Raw genomic sequence first — 18001 nt, 5'->3', positions numbered from 1 at the left:
TTCCCATCGTCGGGTGGTTGGCATCGGAGGTTGTTGACGTGACGGGGCTGCGTAGTGCGCTCCGGGTCGCGGTCGTGGCGGTGATCGGTACTGCCCTGCTCGCCGCCCCGGTCGGCCCGGCCCACGCCCAAGAGGGTGAGCCGAACCTCAACATCGGCGGCATCGGCGGCATCGACCTGCAGGTCGGTGGCGGCCAGCAGACCGTGCAGGTCCAGGTCGAGAACCGCGGCGACGGCCCCGCCCAAGGCGCCACCCTGACGATGACCCTGCCGCTGACCGACCTCGGCGTCCATATCACCAGCGCCCCGGGCGGCTGCGACATCAGCGGCAATGGCAGCCGGATGGACTGCCAGCTCGACATCCCGCCGGGCCAGTCCTTCAGCGGCCAGGTGCAGATCGCCGTCCACGGCAACAGCAACCTGCAGTCCGGCGAGAGCCGCAGCGGGAACGCCGAGGTCACGGTGAGCAACGGCGGTCGGCAACAGTTCAGCGTCCGGCTGCAGGGGCCGGACGCGCCGCCGTCGGTGGCCGAGGTCTCCGGTTTCGTCACCGACATCAGTACCGGCGAGCGGATCTCGAACGCCGAGGTGCTGCTCGTTGACGGCCAGGGTGTCGATCTGAGCACCACCACCAACGACAACGGTGAGTTCCGGTTCGCCGACGGCAACATCGCCCCCGGGTCGATCGGGCTGCGCCCCCGCAAGGAGGGGTTCGAGGGCGAGTCCGGCACCTTCTCGGTCGGTGCTGGGGAGTCGCTGCGGGACGTGCAGTTGACCCTGCGCGACACCGCCACCCCGAGCCCTTCCCCGAGCGCCAGCCCGAGCCCCAGCCCGGAAGCGAGCACCACGCCAGCGGCGGCGGCAGTGGAAGAACCCACCTCCTCCGGGTTGAGCTTCTTCACCCGACTGATGATCTTTCTCGGCATCTTGCTCGTACTCCTGGGCGTGGGCGCCATCGCGCTGCTGATCTACCGGCGGCGCAAGGAGGCCGCCGAAGAGGAGGGCGACGAGGGTGACGAGGGCTTCGGTCATGCCGACGACCCGACCTCCGGGCCGGATGGTCCGGGGCCGACGCCGGGCAGCCGGGGGGTCTACCACCCGACCCCGACCCAGGTTCGCAGCGCCGGACCGGCCACGGCGATCGGGCCGACCGCGGCGATGGCGAACGCCGAGACCAGCCTGATCCCGCGGGCTGGTGCCGCCGACGCGACCGCGTTGCAGCCGCGGGCGGGAGCGGCCGACGCGACGGCCATGATCCCGCGCGCCACCGACGCTGGCGGACCCCCCGCTGGCGGGCCGCCCGGCGGCGACCCGGCCGGGCCCCGACCGCCGGTCCCGGGCACCCCTCCTCCGCCACGATCCGCCGCCCCCACCTACGGCGCCGGCCAGTCCACCGAGGTCTACGGCGGTGCCGCGCAGAGCAGCGGCACCGGATACGGGGACCCGACCATGGTGGGTCGACCCGGCTCCGGTGGCCCAGCTGGGGGCCCGCGGTCGGGGCCGCCCGGGCGCCCCGAGTCGGGTGCGGGCTACGGACCCGACCCGTACACCCAACGTGGCCAGGGTCGGCCGGCGAACGGCTACGACGACGGCGGCACCCGCTACGACACCGGCGGTTACGAGCAGGCCCCACCACGCGGCGGGTATGACGAGCCGACCCAGTACGGCCGCCGGGGCGGTGGCCAGCCGGAGGAGCGCGGCGGCCGGCGCGGCTACGACCAGGGTCATGGTGCGGATCAGCATGGTGGCTACGACCAGCGCGGCGGGTACGACGCCGGCACTCGCTACGACACCGGCGGCTATGCGCAGCAGCCGCAGCGGGGCGGCGGCTATGAACAGGAGCCGCAGCGGGGCGGGTATGACGAGCCGACCGGCCACTTCGGTGGCTACGACCAGTCGGGCGGGTATGGCCAGTCCGGCGGTTACGACCAGTCCGGCGGTTACGACCAGTCGGGCGGGTATGGCCAGTCCGGCGGTTACGACCAGTCGGGCGGGTATGGCCAGTCGGGCGGTTACGACCAGTCGGGCGGGTATGGCCAGTCCGGCGGTTACGACCAGTCCGGCGGTTACGACCAGCGCGCCGGCTACGAGCAGTCGGGTAATTACGGCCAGCCGAGCTACGAGCAGTCGGGCGGCGGCTACGGTGCGGCCGGTTATGACTCTGGCGGTTATGACTCTGGCGGCTACGATTCCGGCGGTTATCAGGCTGGTGGTTACTCGGGCGGCAGCTACGCGACGGGCGGCTATCCGGCCGGTCCCGGTCAGCCCGGCGGCGCCGAGGGCCACGACCAGTACGGCGGCGGGTATGACCAGGGCTATCGCGGCGGCGGGTATGGCGACGAGGGCGGCTACCAGGACCCGAATCAGCCCGGTGGGCCGCCGCGGCGCTCGGCGCCGCCGGCTGACCGGCGCCGTAGCGACGACTGGTTCGACCGGCCCCAGGGCTGACCGCCGGCTGGCACCTTGCGCAGCGGCGGAGTAACCACCTGCTCCGTACCCAAGACCCCCCGCCAGGCCCTCGCCCGCCAAGGCACGTCGAGTCGGCAGCCCGATCGATCGTGAGGCATCGCCGCAGCTCAGGTGGTGCTTGCGGCAGCCTTTGCTTTGCTTATGCATACGCGAGCGTCAGCGGGCAGGTCTTCTTGGTGGGTTGAGTGGCGCCTGATTTGCCAGTTTGAACCTGGTTTGTCGCCGTAGTGGATCACCACTCAACCGACCAAGAAACACATGGCCGTGGCGGGACCGCCCGTAGGTGGATGAAAGAGGGCACGTGAAACCTGCAGAGTTCTAGCGATCTTGAACTCGCAGCCTAACTTATGTTCAGCTATGCCCGTTTCGTGCTGCTCGGGCGGCCAAAGTAACGACCATCGTAGCCCTCTTTCGTCTCAGCGATCGACGGCGCGCAAGGGGCTGTTGACAAGCCCATTCGCGGGACCGGCCGGCGTGGGGACGTCTCGCCGGAGGTCGGAAACGGTCGGCTGCATCGTCTCGCGATCTCGCGGTCTCGCGGCCGGGTCACGGCGTCGGCGTCGAGCTGAAGATCAAAGGCCCGGCAGCTGTACGACACGCGGCGGGTCGTACAGCTGCCGGGTAGTTGATCAACGATGGGCGGCGTATCGGAGTGATCCGCCACCGTCGAGTTGGCCGGCGGCCGGGGCAGGCACCTCAGCGGACCTCGTGGCCGCCTGCGTGCCGCCGGTCGGCCGCTTGGTCGGTTGAGTGGTGATCCACTACGGCGACAAACCATGCTCATACTGGCAAACCAGGCGCCATTCAACCCACCAAGCTGAGCGAGACGAGCCGCCCAGAACCGATCTTGCAGCTCGACAGCCCGGCCGACGGCGTATGCGTAAGCAAAGCAAACGCTTGCGCTAAGGGGAGGACGCCCTAAGGGGAGGATGCCCCCTCGTTCGGCGGGAACGAGGGGGCAGTCAGGCTAGTTGGTCGGTTCGTGAGGGGTTGTGGGATCGGAGCCGGCCGCCGAACCCGCCAGGTCCGGTTGCGCGGAAAGCGGCTCCGCGTCCACGGCCGCGTCCACGGCCGGGGTTACGGCCGCGTCCCCGCCTGCATACTCGACGGCATGCTCGGCCGCGCCGTCGTCCGGCAGCTCGGTGCCCCGAAGTTCGGTGGCGACCTGCGCTTCGGCGGCGGCGGGTGGGATGGTCGCGGTCGGTGCCGGGGGCTCCCCGGCGACCAGTTCGGCGACCGAGCCCGGCCGGTCGAACCAGGCCGGCAGCGTGCCCGACCAGGCCGCCCGGAGCTCCGACAGCGGGATGTCGAACTCGCCGGTCACCTCCAGCGAGGCGCCCGGGTTGCCGACCACCCCCAGCGCCGTCCACGGAACCTCAAGCTCCTCACAGAGGGCGAGGAAGGCCCGCTCCACCCCGAGCGGCACGCTGACCAGTGCCCGGGCGGTGGATTCGCTGAACAGGTAGCCGAAGGCGCCACCGGCCGCGTCGGCGGGCAGCTGCACCGTGGCCCCGAGATCGCCGCGAAGGCAGCATTCGATCAGCGCCTGCGCTAGACCGCCATCGGCCAGGTCGTGGGCCGAGCGGAGCAGCCCCCGCCCGTTGGCGGTCGAGACCAGCCCCGCCAACCGCTGCTCGGCGGCCAGATCCACCGCCGGTGGGGACCCGCCCAGGTGCCGGTGGGTGAGCCACGCCCACTCCGAGCCGGAGAGCTCCTCGCGGACCTCACCGAGCAGGATCACCACGTCGCCCGGGTTGCTGAAGCCCATCGGCACCCGGGTGGTGACGTCAGGCAGCAGCCCGAGCACACCGACCACCGGAGTGGGGTGGATCGCGGCGGCGCCGGTCGAGTTGTAGAAGCTGACGTTGCCGCCGGTGACCGGGATGCCGAGGGTGGCGCAGCCGTCGGCGAGCCCGCGGACCGCCTCGGCGAACTGCCACATCACATTCGGGTCCTCGGGGGAGCCGAAGTTGAGGCAGTTCGTCACCGCCACCGGCTCTGCCCCGGTCACCGCCACGTTCCGGTACGCCTCGGCGAGCGCCAGCTGGGCACCCGCGTACGGGTCGAGGCGGGCGTACCGGCCGTTGCCGTCGACCGAGATCGCCACGCCCAGCTGGCCGTCGCCCTCGAGCCGGAGCACCCCGGCGTCCTCCGGGGTGGCGGCCACGGTGTTGCCGCGTACGTTCTTGTCGTACTGCTCGGTGACCCAGGTCTTGTCGCACAGGTTGGGCGAGGCCACGAGTTGCAGCACCGCCTCCCGCAGCTCCTCCGGGGTCTGTGGTCGGGCCAGGGTCTCGGCCCGATCGGCCTGCAGCAGCACCAGGTCGGCCGGTTCGCGCACGGGTCGGGCGTACTCCGGGCCGTCGTCGGCGAGGCTGCCCGGTGGCAGCTCCACCACGGTCTCGCCGCGCCAACTCACCCGGAGCACTCCGGAGTCGGTCACCTCGCCGATCGCGGTGGCGGTGACCCCCCACTTCTCCGCGGTCGCCAGCACCGTCGCCAGCTGCTCCGGCTCGACGATCAGCAGCATCCGCTCCTGTGACTCGCTGGCCAGCACCTCGTGCGGCAGCATCGACGAGTCTCGCAGCGGCACCCGGTCCAGCTCGACGTCCATGCCGGTGCCGGCGGCGGCCGCGGTCTCCGACAGTGCACACGTCAACCCGGCCCCGCCCAGATCCTGCACGCCGACGACCAGGCCGGCCTCGTACAGCTCCAGGCAGGACTCGATCAGCAGCTTCTCCATGAACGGGTCGCCCACCTGCACGCTGGGGCGTCGCTGCTGGCTGGCGTCGTCGAAGTTCGCCGAGGCGAGCACCGACACACCGCCGATGCCGTCGCGGCCGGTGGCGGCCCCCATCAGGACCACCACGTTGCCCGTACCGGTGGCCTCTTTGCGCTGCAGCCGGTCGGTGGGCAGCACCCCCAGGCAGAGCACGTTCACCAGTGGGTTGCCCTGGTAGGACGGGTCGAAGACGACCTCGCCGCCGATGTTGGGCAGGCCCAGACAGTTGCCGTAGCCGGCGATCCCGGCGACCACCCCGGGCAGGACCCGGCCGGTGTCGGGATGCTCGGCGGCGCCGAACCGCAGCGGGTCCATCACCGCCAGCGGTCGGGCGCCCATCGCCAGGATGTCCCGGACGATGCCGCCGACGCCGGTGGCGGCGCCCTGGTACGGCTCGACGAACGAGGGGTGGTTGTGCGACTCCACCTTGAAGGTCACGGCTAGCTCGTCGGTGACCCGGACCACCCCGGCGTTCTCGCCCATCCCGGCGAGTAGCCGGTCGGACTCGGGCGCCCGGTCCCGGAACTGGCGCAGGTGCAGCTTGCTCGACTTGTAGGAGCAGTGCTCGCTCCACATGATCGAATACATCGCGAGTTCCGACTCGGTCGGCCGCCGGCCGAGGACCGCCCGGATCGACTCGTACTCTTCGCTGCGTAGGCCCAGCTCCTCGTAGGGCTGGAGATCATCTGGGGAGGCGGCGGCCTGCTCGACAGTGTCGACGAAGGTGGGCGATGCCGTGGTCACGCGGGAACCCCCGTGGTCTCGGCCCCGGTGAGATGCTTGAGCACCGAGGTGAAGAATCCCAGCCCATCGGTGGACGGGCCGGTCAGCATCTCCACCGCGTGCTCCGGGTGCGGCATGATCCCGACCACGTTGCCGGTCTCGTTGCAGACCGCGGCGATGTCGTCGAGTGAGCCGTTCGGGTTCTCGCCCAGGTAGCGGGCGACGATCCGACCGGAGGCGGCTAGCTCGGCCAGCGTGTCCGGGTCGGCGACGTAACACCCTTCGCCGCTCTTGAGTGGAATCACGATCTCCTGGCCCGCCTCGTAGCTGTCGGTCCATGCGGTCCCGGCGGTCTCGATCCGCAGCCACTGGTCGCGGTGCCGGAACCGCAGGTGTCGGTTGCGGGTCAGCGCCCCCGGCAGCAGCCCCGCCTCGCAGAGGATCTGAAAGCCGTTGCAGATGCCGAGCACCGGCAGGCCGTCGTGGGCAGCCTGGCGCACCGCGGTCATCACCGGGGCGAACCGGGCGATCGCCCCACACCGCAAGTAATCTCCGTACGAGAAGCCGCCTGGCAGGACCACCGCCGCGACGTCGCGCAGGTCCTGGTCGCCGTGCCACAGCGAGACCGGCTCGGCGCCGGCGAGCGCCACCGCGCGGGCGGCGTCGACCTCGTCCAGCGAGCCGGGGAAGGTCACCACCCCGATCCTCACGCGGCCTCCTCCGGAATCGCCTGCTCCGGCAGGCTGATCGCATAATCTTCGATCACCGGGTTGGCGAGCAGTTGGTCGGCGAGCTCGTCGAGCTGCTGCCGCTCCGGTGTGCTCTCGAATTCGAGCTCGATCCGGCGCCCGATCCGCACCGACCGGACGCCGGTGACGCCGAGTCGCGGCAGCGCATCGGCGACCGCCTGACCTTGCGGATCGAGAATCTCGGGTTTGAGCATGACGTCGACAACGACGCGCGTCACCAGCTACTCCTGACGTCATGGGGTCTGGACGGCCCGGCCCCGGCTACCGCGGTGACCAGGATGTGCTCAGGTTAGGCCAGGCCCAGGATACCGCGTCCGTCCGACGGGCTAACTCCACGATGCCTCCATGATCGCTGAGACGGTCAACACGGTCGCCAGGACCAGGCAGACCGCCCCGGCGATGTACCGCACCAGCGATAGCCGCACCTTCCGGACAATCCAGCTGCCGGCGAGCACCGCCGCCCCGGAGACCGCCGCCAACGCCCCCCAGGCGCCGAGGAAGACCGCGGTCGCCGGCTCGCCGCCAGCGACCAGCCCCATCGTGAACAGCTGCGACAGGTCGCCCCACTCGGCGGTGAAGAGCAGCACGAAACTGGCGCTGTACGCGGCCCAGCCGCCCCGCGGCCCGGCCCGCTCGCTGAGCTTCTCCTGGTAGTGCTGGTGTTGCTCCCGCTCCTCGGCGTCGGCCTGCCGCGCCCCCCGCACCATGATCACCGCGCCGACCAGGAAGAGGCCGGCGGCGACCAGCCGCACCGGGCTGGTGGGCAGCAGCCCGACGACGCTGCCGGCGGCGACCGCGATCAGGCAGTGGAGCGCGAACGCGGAGACCACCCCGAGCCAGACCGCCAGCGGCCGAAACCGGGTGCTGAGCACCAGGGTCGCCACAAAAGTCTTATCCGGTAGCTCCACCGGCGCGATCGCGGCGAAGGCCATGCCGGCCGACAGGAGCCAATCCACGCGATCAGGTTAGCTGCCGCGCCCGACCCGGATGGCGACCCGATCGAGGTACATGAGCTGGAGCACACCGGCGCCGACGAGGAACAGCAACAGCATCGGAATCGGGAACACCAGGCCAAATCCCGCATCTTCCTGCCCGGTGCCGAACCCGATCATCCGCAGCGCCCAGACCGGGCCGGTGAACTCCTCCCGGGAGACCAGCAGCCCCCACAGCAGGCTCTGCGACTGCAGCAACCAGGTGGCGCCGGCCACGAGCGCGACCATCGGCAGCGCCCGGACGAGCTGGAGACCGGCGCCCGGATCAGGCCCGGCGGCTGCGGCGGCGGCCCGCTGCCCGGTGAGCCCCCGGAACAACAGCGTGAAGACGAACAGCGCCGGAATGGTCAACCAGATCGGCGGGATGTAGACCAGGAACGTGTCCAGCCGCGGGAAGGGCCCGAACGCGGCGCTGTCGTACTTCGCGATCGCCAGCGGGCCGACCCCGACGAACAGCCACGGCGCGAACGGCAGCAGGAGCAGCTCGCTCCAGCGGCCCATCGGCCGCATCGCGCCGATGCCGTAACCGGCGAGTGCGGCCAGCCCGACCCCGATCAGGGTGGAGATCAGCGGCGGCGCCCAGGTGTGGAGGACGATCGAGGCGGCGGCGTTCCGGTCGCCCGGCCCGAGCCCGCCCAGCCGCGACAACCAGGGCCAGATTTGGTAAAGCCACACTCCGAGCACCAGCAACCCCCCGGCCCCGGCGATCACCCCTTTGACCAGGCGGCGCTGCCCGTCGGTCGCGCCGGCCGGGGCGCTGGCGGCGGCGCTTGCGGCCGGGTCCGGCGCGGCGACCGCGACCACCGAGCGGTCGCCGGCGCTCATGACCTCGATCCGCATCCGAGTAAAGATGATCACTAGCGTTGCGGCGATGCCGAGCACCATCACCGGCACCAGCAACAGCACCGATAGCGCGGCGGCGAGGCCGAAGTCCCCCCGCGCCAGACCCTGCTGGTAGATCTCCACCAGCGGCGGTATGCCCGCCGTGGGCCTACCCGGCAGGTATGCCGGGTAGGTGAAGGACTGCAACGCGATCGCGAACGCGGCCAGGACAATCACTGCCGCCACCGCGCCCATGCCGCCCAGCACCCGCCGGTTCGGCAGCCAGCCCGCCCCACCGCCGGCCTGGGGACCGGTCCGCGGCTCCCGCATGGCGGCCAGGAACAGCATGGTCCCCACCGCCAGCAACGCGCCGAACAAGGTCAACCACACCGCCGAGCGGAGCGCCGAACCGGCGCCGGTGCTCTCGGTCAGGTCGAGTCGATCCCGAACCCAGCCGACCACCAGCGCTGACGGCGCGACCATCACCAGCGGCAGCGTCAATGCCAGCCGGACACCCCGCCGGAGTGGGGTGGGAGCCCCGTTGATCGCCCACGCCAGCAACGGGGCGATTACCACCAGCAGCGCGAGCGGTATCAACGCCAACGAGAGCGCCAGCAGGTAGCCCTGCGCGCCGCGGCCGACGAACGAGTCGACCACCGACCCGTCGAACAGGATGTTGAACGCCCGCTCGTAGTTGGCCAGGGTGCGGTCGCCGTCCTCGGGGACGAAGCGCTGCCGCTGGTCGAAGCTGAGCCACACCGTCCGCAAGGTGGGCCACCCGTAGCCGACGAGCAGCGCCACCGCCGCCGGCAGCAGCAGGAGCAGGCCGAGCGGGTTGGCCCGCATCGGCCTGGCCCGGGCCGGATCGACTCCCGGACCGGGCGCCCGGTTAGGAGGTGGCTGCTGCGGGGGGTACGGCTGCGCCGGGTACTGGTGCGGAGTGTGTTGCTGTGGAGGGTGCTGCGGTGCTGGGTGCTGCGGCGGTTGCGGCGGGGTGGGCAGCATCAGCACGGTCCTTCCTGGACAGGAACAGGTGAGCTGATGGTAACCGGCCGTCGCCATACCCGCGGGGCAGCAGCCGCGGCGCCCGGCAGCGGGTCAGCCACGCGGCCCGGCGAGCGGGCGTCAGAGAATCGGCACCGGGGCGTACCCGGCCGCGTCCGGGTGCGCGGCGACCACCGGCGCCACCTCGGCGGCCACGGCATCGACCTGCGCCGACGCCGCCCCGGTGAAGGCCGACTCGTCGGCGACCAGCGCGTCGATGTCGGCCCGGGAAAGCCCCAACCGGGGATCTTCGGCGAGCCGGCCGAGGAGATCGTTCTCCCGGGCGCCCTGTTCCCGCATCGCGAGCGCCACCGCCACCGCATGTTCCTTGATCGCCTCGTGGGCGACCTCACGCCCCACCCCCCGCTGGACCGCGGCGACCAGAATCCGGGTGGTGGCGAGGAACGGCAGGTACCGGTCGAGCTCCCGGGCGATCACCGCGGGGTAGGCGCCGAACTCGTCGAGCACTGTCAAGAAGGTCTGGAACAGGCCGTCGGCGGCGAAGAACGCGTCGGGCAGCGCCACCCGGCGGACCACGGAACACGAGACATCGCCCTCGTTCCACTGGTCGCCAGCGAGTTCCCCAGCCATCGAGAGGTAGCCGCGCAGCAGCACCGCGAACCCGTTGATCCGTTCACTCGACCGGGTGTTCATCTTGTGCGGCATCGCCGACGAGCCGACCTGCCCCGGCCGGAACCCTTCGGTGGCCAGCTCGTGCCCCACCATCAGCCGTAGCGTGGTGGCGAACGACGAGGGGGCGGCGGCCAGCTGGCTCAACGACGAGACCACGTCCAGGTCGAGCGAGCGCGGATAGACTTGGCCGACCGAGTCGAGCACCCGATCGAACCCGAGATGGCGGGCCACCCGGCGTTCCAGCCCAGCGAGCCGGTCGGCGTCCCCGTCGAGCAGGTCGAGCTGGTCGGCGGCGGTCCCCACCGGCCCCTTGAGACCACGCAGCGGGTACCGCCGGAGCAGGTCGCTGACCCGCTCGTAGCCGAGCAGCAGCTCCTGCGCCACCGTGGCGAACCGCTTGCCCAGGGTGGTGGCCTGGGCGGGCACGTTGTGGGACCGACCCACCAGCACCGTGTCCTGGTGGGCGACGGCGAGCCGGGCCAGCCGGGCCAGGGCGGCGACGCTCCGGTCGCGGATCAGCTCCAGCGAGGCCCGGACCTGCAGCTGCTCGACGTTCTCGGTCAGATCCCGGGAGGTCATGCCCTTGTGGATGTGTTCGTGGCCGGCGAGGGCGCTGAACTCCTCGATCCGGGCCTTGACATCGTGCCGGGTCACCCGTTCCCGCTGGGTGATCGAGTCCAGGTCGACCTGGTCGAGCACCTGCTCGTACGCCTCGATCACGCCGGGCGGCAGCTCGACGCCGAGGTCCTGCTGGGCGCGGAGCACCGCCAGCCACAGCCGGCGCTCGATGCGCACCTTCTCCTCCGGGGACCAGATGGTTGTCAATTCCGGGGAGGCGTACCGCTGCGCCAGCACATTGGGGATCACCCGCTCATGGTACGGGCGGCGCCGGCTCGGCCCGGCCGACCCGGATGGTCAACCGGTCCAGATAGGTGAGTTGGAGCAGCGCCAACCCGCCCGCGAAGGCGAGGATCACCACGAACGGCAGCACCAGCCCGATCGCGGGCTCGGCCTGCGCGGCGGCCAGCTCCTGCTGGTGTCGCAACGCGGCCAGCGGGCCCGACTGTTGGTCCGGCGCCGCGGTCACCTGATTCCAGATCAGGCTCTGCGCCTGCACCAGCCAGGTAACCGCGCCCACCAGCCAGAACATTGGCATCGCCGGCCCGATCAGCGCCCGGACGGTCGCCGCCCCGAGCCCGGTCCCGGCCTGCCGCAGCTCCCGCCAGCGGGGTTCCTGACCGCGGAAGAGCAGGGTGAACACGACCACCGCCGGCACCACCACCCAGCCGGGCGGCACCAGCGACCAGAAACCGTCGGCGCCGCCAGCGTCGCTCAGTCGCTGATATTCGGCGATGCTGAGCACCCCGTTGCCGACGAAGAGCCACGGTGCGAAGAGCAGCAGCAGCGCCGGGCTGAACCGGCCCAGCGGGCGCAGCGCGCCGATCGCGAAGCCGGCCAGCGCCGCCACCACCATCCCGATCACCGCCCCGATCAGTGGCGGCAGCCAAGTGTTGAGGAGCAGCTGCCCGGTCTGGTCGGCGCTCCGGAATTGGAGCAGCCGGCTCAGCCATGGCCACAGTCCGTACAGCGTGACCGCCAGCACGACGGCCAGGCTGAGGATCGCGCCGAGCACCGCCTCCGGATGCCGCGCGGCGGCCTTGGTGCCGTGGAAGGTGCCGGCCGCGGCGGGCCGGCGGCGCGCCCCGGGCTCGGGGACGTCCTCCCGGCGTACCGGCGAGATCTGGATCCGCAACCCGGTGACGATCGCGAGCAGCACCGTCACCAGCCCGAGCACCGCCAGCGCGGCGAGTAGCACCGCCGCCGCGGCCGCGCCAGCGGCGAGGTCACCCTGCCGGAAGCCGAGTTCGACCACGGTGACCAGCGGCGTCGCGGCCGACTCCGGGTCGCTGCCCAGCACGGTCGGGTACGAGTAGAGCTGCAGCCCGACCGCCACCGTGGTGAGGCCGGCGAGCAGCGCCACGACCACGGTGGCCGCCCCGGGGCGGGTCTGTGCCCGGTGCCGCAACGTGGCCAGGTAGAGCGTCACCCCGACACCCACCAGCAGCCCGAACATGGTGAAGCCGACCGCCGAGCGGACCAACGCCTCCGCGGTGCCGGCGTCCGGGTCGACCCGGTCCAGCCGCCACCCCAGCGCGAACGCGGTCGGGGCCAGCGCCACCATCGGCAGCACCAGCGTGAGCCGCACCAGCCACCGGGCGAACCAGCCCGCCCGGTTCGCGAAGTACGCCACCACCAACGCCACCCCGGTGACCGTTACGACCGGCCACACCAGGACCGAGCCGGCGAACCCGTAGGTCGCGAAGTAGTCCACCGAGCGCAGCCGATCGAAGGCGCCGGGTTGGCCGAGCCCTTCGCGCAGCGTCGCGACGCTGGGCAGCACGTAGCCCACGACCAACATGATCAGCGACGGCGCCAGCAGCACCAACCCGAGCAGTCGGGCGGGGCGCCACTGGTCGAGGGAGGTCTGCGGCGTCTGGTCGGCGACGGGCGCTTCGGTCACGGCGACTCCGGGGTGATTCGCGCCGCGATCGCGCGTCGCGGGGGGTGAACGGCCGACCTGATCCTAGACCGGCCGCGCCACGTCGCCGTTCACCCGACCGGGTCGACGAGATCACCTACCGCGGCACACCGGAGGCCTACTCACACGTACGGTGGACCGATGGGCGACAGGTACGCAAGTTTCGCGCATTCTGGACCCGGCCGGGCGCTGGTCCGTCGGTTCGGGCTCCCCGAGCCGCCACGGCTACACCGCTACACCCCTGGTGACCCACTGCTGAGCGGGCCCGCGCTGATCAGCACCGCGACCGGGGGCCGGGTCACCAGCATGATCTCGCAGGTGCTCAGCGCTGCCGGGGTGGAGCGGGTGGCGCCAGCGGCGCCGGTCCCGGCGCAGGCCAACGGCGGCCGGCCGGACCGGCCCCGGCTGCACGCGGCGCTGATCTTCGACGCGACCGGGGTGACCGATGTCGAGTCGTTGCGGGGCTTGCACGACTTCTTCCGGACTCACCTGTCCAGCCTCTACCCGAACGGGCGGGTGCTGGTCCTCGGGCTGCCGCCCGCCGCCGCCGATGGGATCGGTGCGGCCGCCGCACAGGAGGCGCTGACCGGCTTCACCCGCAGCCTCGCCAAGGAGCTGGGCCGCGGCAGCACCGCCCACCTGGTGCAGGTGACGCCGGGGGCCGAGGAGAACCTCGCCGGCACCCTCCGGTTCCTACTCTCGTCCCGGTCGGCGTACCTCTCTGGACAGGTGCTGCACCTGCAGCCCGCGCAAGTCACCACACCGGCCGACTGGCACCGGCCGCTGGCGGGCAAGGTGGCGCTGGTGACCGGCGCGGCCGGCGGGATCGGCGCCGCCACCGCGGAGGTGCTGGCCCGCGACGGCGCCGAACTGGTCTGCGCCGACCAGCCCGGTCACGGCGACAGCCTGGCGGCGGTCGCGAACCGGGTTGGCGGCACCGCGCTGCAGCTCGACCTGGCCGATCCGGCGGCGGCGCAACGGATCAACGAGCATCTCGCGGGCCAGTACGGGCAGGTCGACATCGTCGTCCACAACGCCGGCATCACCCGCGACCGCCAGCTTGCGACGTTGAGCGGTACCGACTGGCAGGCGGTCCTCGAACTCGACCTGGCCGCGGTGGTACGGATAACCGAGGGGCTGCTCGACGACGGGCTGGTCCCGGAGCAGGGACGGATCGTGATGGTCTCGTCGCTCGCGGGCCTCGCGGGCAAGGCTGGCCAGACCCATTACGCCGCGGCGAAGGCGGGGTTGATCGGTCTGGCGCGGGCGTGGGCGCCGGCGCTCCAGCCGCGGGAGGTGACGGCGAACGCTGTCGTGCCGGGGTTCATCGACACCCCGCTGACCGCCCAGCTGCCGAAGGTGCCGCGCGAGTTCGGCCGCCGGATGAACAGCCTCTCGCAGGCGGGCCGCCCCGGCGACGTCGCGGAGGCGATCGCCTGGCTGGCCTCGCCGGGGTCGGCCGGGGTCACCGGCCAGGTGGTCCGGGTCTGCGGTCAGTCCATCATCGGCGCCTGAGTTCAATCAGCCGATCCTTGTGTGAGTTCGAGAGTCGTACCTTTAACCGGGATCGAGGGCTCTATCTCCAATCTTGTCAATCCTGATCCCGGCAGTGATCGACGTCTATACCATCTATCCAGTTTGATTCATCCGATAAGCGCTGATCCAGTCAGGACAGTGAGGAAAGGTGGGCATTTCGAGGGCATATCGGGTTACTGAGATCACCTCATTGAACCCAGATGGCGCTGGAACCAACGGTCATCGTGGCGGACAGCTGCGTTTTCTGCAGCCCGAAGGTCGGCGCTTGGCAATAGTCCCACTTCTTCTGACAAGGCTTGGCACGCGCGACGTACAGTGCTCTGCGCTATGGCGGGATTGCCATTCATGTAATGAGCGCAAGCCAGTAGTACCCAACCACTTTCTCTGGTGGGAGAGTCATTCACGTGTCTGTCTAATAACTGTATTGCCTCACCTACGTTGCGAATCGTAATAGCCACCCTTCCGAGCTGTTCCACAGCCAACGTTCGCTCGTTGTTAACACCACGTGCAATCGCCGTTAGGCGGCCGGTATTGGCGAGATCTTCTCCGAAAGGCCCTCGCCATATTGCAATCGCCTTCTTCAGCTCTACGGCAGCTTCTTCGTTTCTCCCTGCTAGGAGCTTTTTTTTTGCCTCCGCCCGCAGTGAACGAAATGAGAGGAGGTCGACTTCCTGACTATCTGCGACTATGCTGTAGCCGCCGATTCCTCGTTGACCTGTCAGGATTCTGTTTGATTGCGTGGTCACCCTCAGAATGTGTTGTAGCCTGCTCTTGTAGGTCCGCAGGTTACTCGCCGCTGATGGCGGTCTCTCATTCCACATTAAGTCGGCCAAGCGTCCGGTTGAGACTACCTTGCCGGAGCCCTCCAGGAGCAGTGCTGCTAACATTGTTCTGACCATGACGGAGTTGATCGAGTATACTCGGCCATCAGCGTTTGAGATGCGTGTTTCCCCCAATATTTGGAAGTAAAGCCTCCCCACAGCTGCACCATCCTCCTGTGCCCGAACTCTCCTGTGTAGGTTACGCGAAGTGGTCTATACCGCGCAACCCGCGGTAACTGTTCAACTAGGTCCGCGTAGTCACGAGAGTCTATTATGGAGCTGTGGGACCGCACCTGCTGGCGGTAGCAGTCTGTGCGGTGCTGGCCGGAGCGTCCTCGTTCGCCGCGATCGCGGACTGGGCTGCTGATCTGGATCCACCGGCCAGGCGCCGGTTGGGGTTGCTGGGGACGGATACCGGCCGGTAGTACGGTGTGGCGCTTCCTGGTCCGGGTGGACGCGACAGTGTTGCAGGCGGCGCTGACCGGCTGGCTACGCCGCCGCCTGCCGACTCGGCCTACCGAACCAGGTCGCAGAACTCGGGCACCGCCGAGGCGAAGTCGAACGAGAATCCGGCGTTCGCTCCGTTGCTGGATTAGGTGCAGGCCCGGCTGGGGTCGATTGCCGGCACGATCATCGTTGCCGGCGCGCTGCACGCCCAGGTGGGCCACGCCCACACGGTGGCCGCCCACGGTGGGTATCTGATGGTCACGGTGAAGGCCAACCGGCCCACTGCTGGAGCAACTACGTACGCTGCCTTGGGCGCAGGTGCCGGTCGGGCACCGCAGCCGCAGCCGCGCTCACGGCCGCCGCGAGACCCGCACCGTCAAGGCGGTCACCGTGGCCACGCCGGATGGGTTGCAGTTCCCGCACGCGGCCCAGGCGGTGCGGATTACCCGTACACGCCCCCTCGGCGGCAAGCCGACTCGCCAGACGGCCTACCTGGTGGTCAGCCTGCCCGCCGCAGACGCCCAGCCAGCTGGCCTTGCCGACTGGTCCCGCCGCGCCTTGCACATCGAAAACCGCCTTCATTGGGTGAGAGACGTGACCTTCGGCGAGGATGCTCACCAGGCACGTACCGGCAACGGCCCGCCGTGGCTGCGGTGCTACGCAACACCGCCATCAGCTTCCACCGCAGCAACGGCGAGCCCAACATCGCCCGCGCCACCAGACGAGCGTCATCCACCGGTGAGGATACAGTTGACCAAGTGCGCAGGGTGCGTACTGCGGCCGGTGTGTTCCTACTGGCGACTGACCGCAACCACCGCGGTCACCCGCGCAACGGCCTCCGCAACACTCTCGCCGGAAGCACCCGCAGCCATCGTGGTATCGACTGCGCCGGGAGGAGGCAGGCCCACACGCCCACAACGAGTACGGCGAAGGTAAGTATCCAAGATGAGAACGAATCAGCTCCGTGCGCCGGCCACGCCCAAGCCCGGACTGTGCCCGCCGAATCATAGATCATTAAGCTGAATACGAGGCATAGAGCGGTCGGCGCTGCCCAGGCCAAATGTCGTCCCATCAGCCTCCCGGAGAGGAGGGCGATGCCGAGCCAGAGAAGGTAGGCGCGCACGGCGACCGTCGCTCCCACCGTCTCACCTCCGAGGACAAACCCCGCTGCCATGGTGAGACAAACAAAGGCGGCCACGACTGCTAGCTGGCCGATCTCCCATGCGGGGAGGCGTCGAGCTGCGAATGACTCAAAGTCTGCCATGCTGCTGTGCAACATTGTCGCGGTCAGGGCCGCTAGCGGCGCAGGGAGCAGCAGTAGCACTGCTACCGAAACGAGGGTGCCGGTTCCGAGTTGCGGCAGTTCCACCCGGGCGTCTGCTGCCAGCCACGCAGCGGGCGCCCCCAGGCTTAGGGCAGCCATGCCGAGCCCTAGCCGTCGGGCCCGCAAGTAGGAGGAAAGAGCCGATATCCAGTCAGCCACATGCATCGCCTGTTACGACTTCGACCTGCAGTTCTGCCCACTCCACCTGCGACGGCGGAGGCTGCTCTACAACGTCATCGATAGCCGCTTCCAGGACCGGTTCATCGGCGAACTCCGAAGTGCTGTTGACCGTCCTTGAGTAGACCCAGGCGAACAACATTTCACGTGCGTTCTGCGCCTCGCGTACTTCGGCATCTCCAGCCTCCCAGACACAGTCGCCCACATTGGGTATGAGCTGCCAGACCATCATCGCTAACGCTGATCGTTCGTCGTGAAGTGTCAGCTCGAACGGTGGTTTACCAGCCTCCATAGTGATGCCGGGAGCCGGGCCTCGGAGCCCTTCTTCATAGAAGGCATCGGGTACGGGGAGGACGCCAAGGGTCGATTGCGGCAGTCGTTGCGCCAGCTCGGCGACTCTATCCAGTCGCATTGCGTGGTCAGGCCACACGCAGACTCGAGGGATAGGCTCCGAGCACAGGGGATCGGGGGCCACTCGATGCTGACGGAGGTCGCCACCGGTAGCGACAACCCACACACTGAGTCCAACCAAGCCAACCGCGAAGATGCCGGCAAGCCGATACTGCCGATTAACCACATCAGCCGTTGCCAGGCTCGCTACGAGGACCGCCGCGAGCGCAAGTGAGAGAGCCACGCCTGACCTAACCGCCAATGAAAAGAGATCTATCTCAGCCTGTGGACGGCCGGAGACTACCCAGAAGGCAAGGTGCGGATACGGATACGTGAAGATCAAACATACATATATCGTAACAGCGGATGCTATCGGGGCTAGAAAGGGCGGTAAAAACAATCCGAGTAGATGACCAACCGCCACACCTCCAATGAGCGTCACGAATCCCAGTACGAGGTAGCTTGGCCACGGTCCACCTGGAGGCCCGACAACAAACGCGGCGGTTATGGCTGATGCCACCCCGATGACATAACACACCATGGCGTACGCCATC

The 18001-nt window shown here is 69.6% G+C and carries 12 protein-coding genes; 3 read left to right on the top strand and 9 right to left on the bottom strand.

All coding sequences use genetic code 11. The features are described from left to right. Nucleotides 1-38: 38 nt before the first annotated feature. Nucleotides 39-2447, top strand: coding sequence for a carboxypeptidase regulatory-like domain-containing protein (locus JQS43_RS25070; protein WP_239676823.1), 2409 nt, complete (start codon nt 39-41; stop codon nt 2445-2447). Between the two features lie 988 nt (nt 2448-3435). On the opposite strand, the gene purL is transcribed toward JQS43_RS25070, so the two are convergent. The 7 genes from purL to JQS43_RS25035 form a co-directional block, all read right to left on the bottom strand. After that, nucleotides 3436-5994, bottom strand: coding sequence for a phosphoribosylformylglycinamidine synthase subunit PurL (gene purL / locus JQS43_RS25065; protein ID WP_239676822.1), 2559 nt, complete (start codon nt 5992-5994; stop codon nt 3436-3438). Next, a complete protein-coding gene (gene purQ / locus JQS43_RS25060; protein ID WP_239676821.1) occupies nt 5991-6683 on the bottom strand; it encodes a phosphoribosylformylglycinamidine synthase subunit PurQ in 693 nt (230 codons plus the stop codon). Before purQ ends, purL begins: the two co-directional genes overlap by 4 nt. After that, complete coding sequence (gene purS / locus JQS43_RS25055; RefSeq protein WP_239676820.1) at nt 6680-6940, bottom strand: phosphoribosylformylglycinamidine synthase subunit PurS; 261 nt, start codon at nt 6938-6940, stop codon at nt 6680-6682. The genes purQ and purS overlap by 4 nt, the downstream gene beginning before the upstream one ends. 108 nt (nt 6941-7048) lie before the next feature. Then, entirely contained in the window at nt 7049-7678 is a 630-nt protein-coding gene (locus JQS43_RS25050; protein ID WP_239676819.1) for a TMEM165/GDT1 family protein, read from the bottom strand. A gap of 9 nt (nt 7679-7687) precedes the next feature. Then, on the bottom strand, nt 7688-9541 hold the full coding sequence (locus JQS43_RS25045; RefSeq protein WP_239676818.1) for a hypothetical protein: 1854 nt from the start codon (nt 9539-9541) through the stop codon (nt 7688-7690). 120 nt (nt 9542-9661) lie between these two features. After that, a complete protein-coding gene (gene purB / locus JQS43_RS25040; protein ID WP_239676817.1) occupies nt 9662-11080 on the bottom strand; it encodes an adenylosuccinate lyase in 1419 nt (472 codons plus the stop codon). A 4-nt stretch (nt 11081-11084) separates the two neighbouring features. After that, complete coding sequence (locus JQS43_RS25035) at nt 11085-12734, bottom strand: hypothetical protein (RefSeq protein ID WP_239676816.1); 1650 nt, start codon at nt 12732-12734, stop codon at nt 11085-11087. Nucleotides 12735-12893: 159 nt separating this feature from the next. On the opposite strand from JQS43_RS25035, the gene JQS43_RS25030 reads away from it, so the two are divergent. Then, nucleotides 12894-14267: a 3-oxoacyl-ACP reductase gene (locus tag JQS43_RS25030; protein WP_239676815.1), complete on the top strand. Its 1374-nt coding sequence runs from the start codon at nt 12894-12896 to the stop codon at nt 14265-14267. A 203-nt stretch (nt 14268-14470) separates the two neighbouring features. Here JQS43_RS25030 and JQS43_RS25025 read toward each other — a convergent pair whose 3' ends face one another. Then, nucleotides 14471-15034 carry an AfsR/SARP family transcriptional regulator gene (locus JQS43_RS25025; RefSeq protein WP_239676814.1) on the bottom strand — a complete coding sequence of 188 codons (564 nt, stop codon included), beginning with the start codon at nt 15032-15034 and terminating at the stop codon, nt 14471-14473. 356 nt (nt 15035-15390) lie between these two features. Here JQS43_RS25025 and JQS43_RS25020 point away from each other — a divergent pair, with 356 nt between their 5' ends. Continuing rightward, nucleotides 15391-15534, top strand: coding sequence for a transposase family protein (locus JQS43_RS25020; RefSeq protein ID WP_239676813.1), 144 nt, complete (start codon nt 15391-15393; stop codon nt 15532-15534). A 1497-nt stretch (nt 15535-17031) separates the two neighbouring features. On the opposite strand, the gene JQS43_RS25015 is transcribed toward JQS43_RS25020, so the two are convergent. Beyond that, nucleotides 17032-18000 (bottom strand): DUF7224 domain-containing protein, encoded by a 969-nt coding sequence (locus JQS43_RS25015; RefSeq protein WP_239676812.1) that lies wholly within the window; start codon nt 17998-18000, stop codon nt 17032-17034. Between the last annotated feature and the right edge of the window lies 1 nt (nt 18001).

Source organism: Natronosporangium hydrolyticum, assembly GCF_016925615.1.
GTDB classification, from domain to species: domain Bacteria; phylum Actinomycetota; class Actinomycetes; order Mycobacteriales; family Micromonosporaceae; genus Natronosporangium; species Natronosporangium hydrolyticum.
Note: the sequence above shows the minus strand (reverse complement) of the source record. Positions and strands in the feature narration are given on the sequence as shown.

Excerpts from the sequence above, each read along its gene's own strand:
- JQS43_RS25045 (WP_239676818.1), bottom strand. The coding sequence starts at position 9,541 with ATGCTGCCCACCCCGCCGCAACCGCCGCAGCACCCAGCACCGCAGCAC.
- JQS43_RS25030 (WP_239676815.1), top strand. The coding sequence starts at position 12,894 with ATGGGCGACAGGTACGCAAGTTTCGCGCATTCTGGACCCGGCCGGGCG.
- JQS43_RS25015 (WP_239676812.1), bottom strand. The coding sequence starts at position 18,000 with ATGGCGTACGCCATGGTGTGTTATGTCATCGGGGTGGCATCAGCCATA.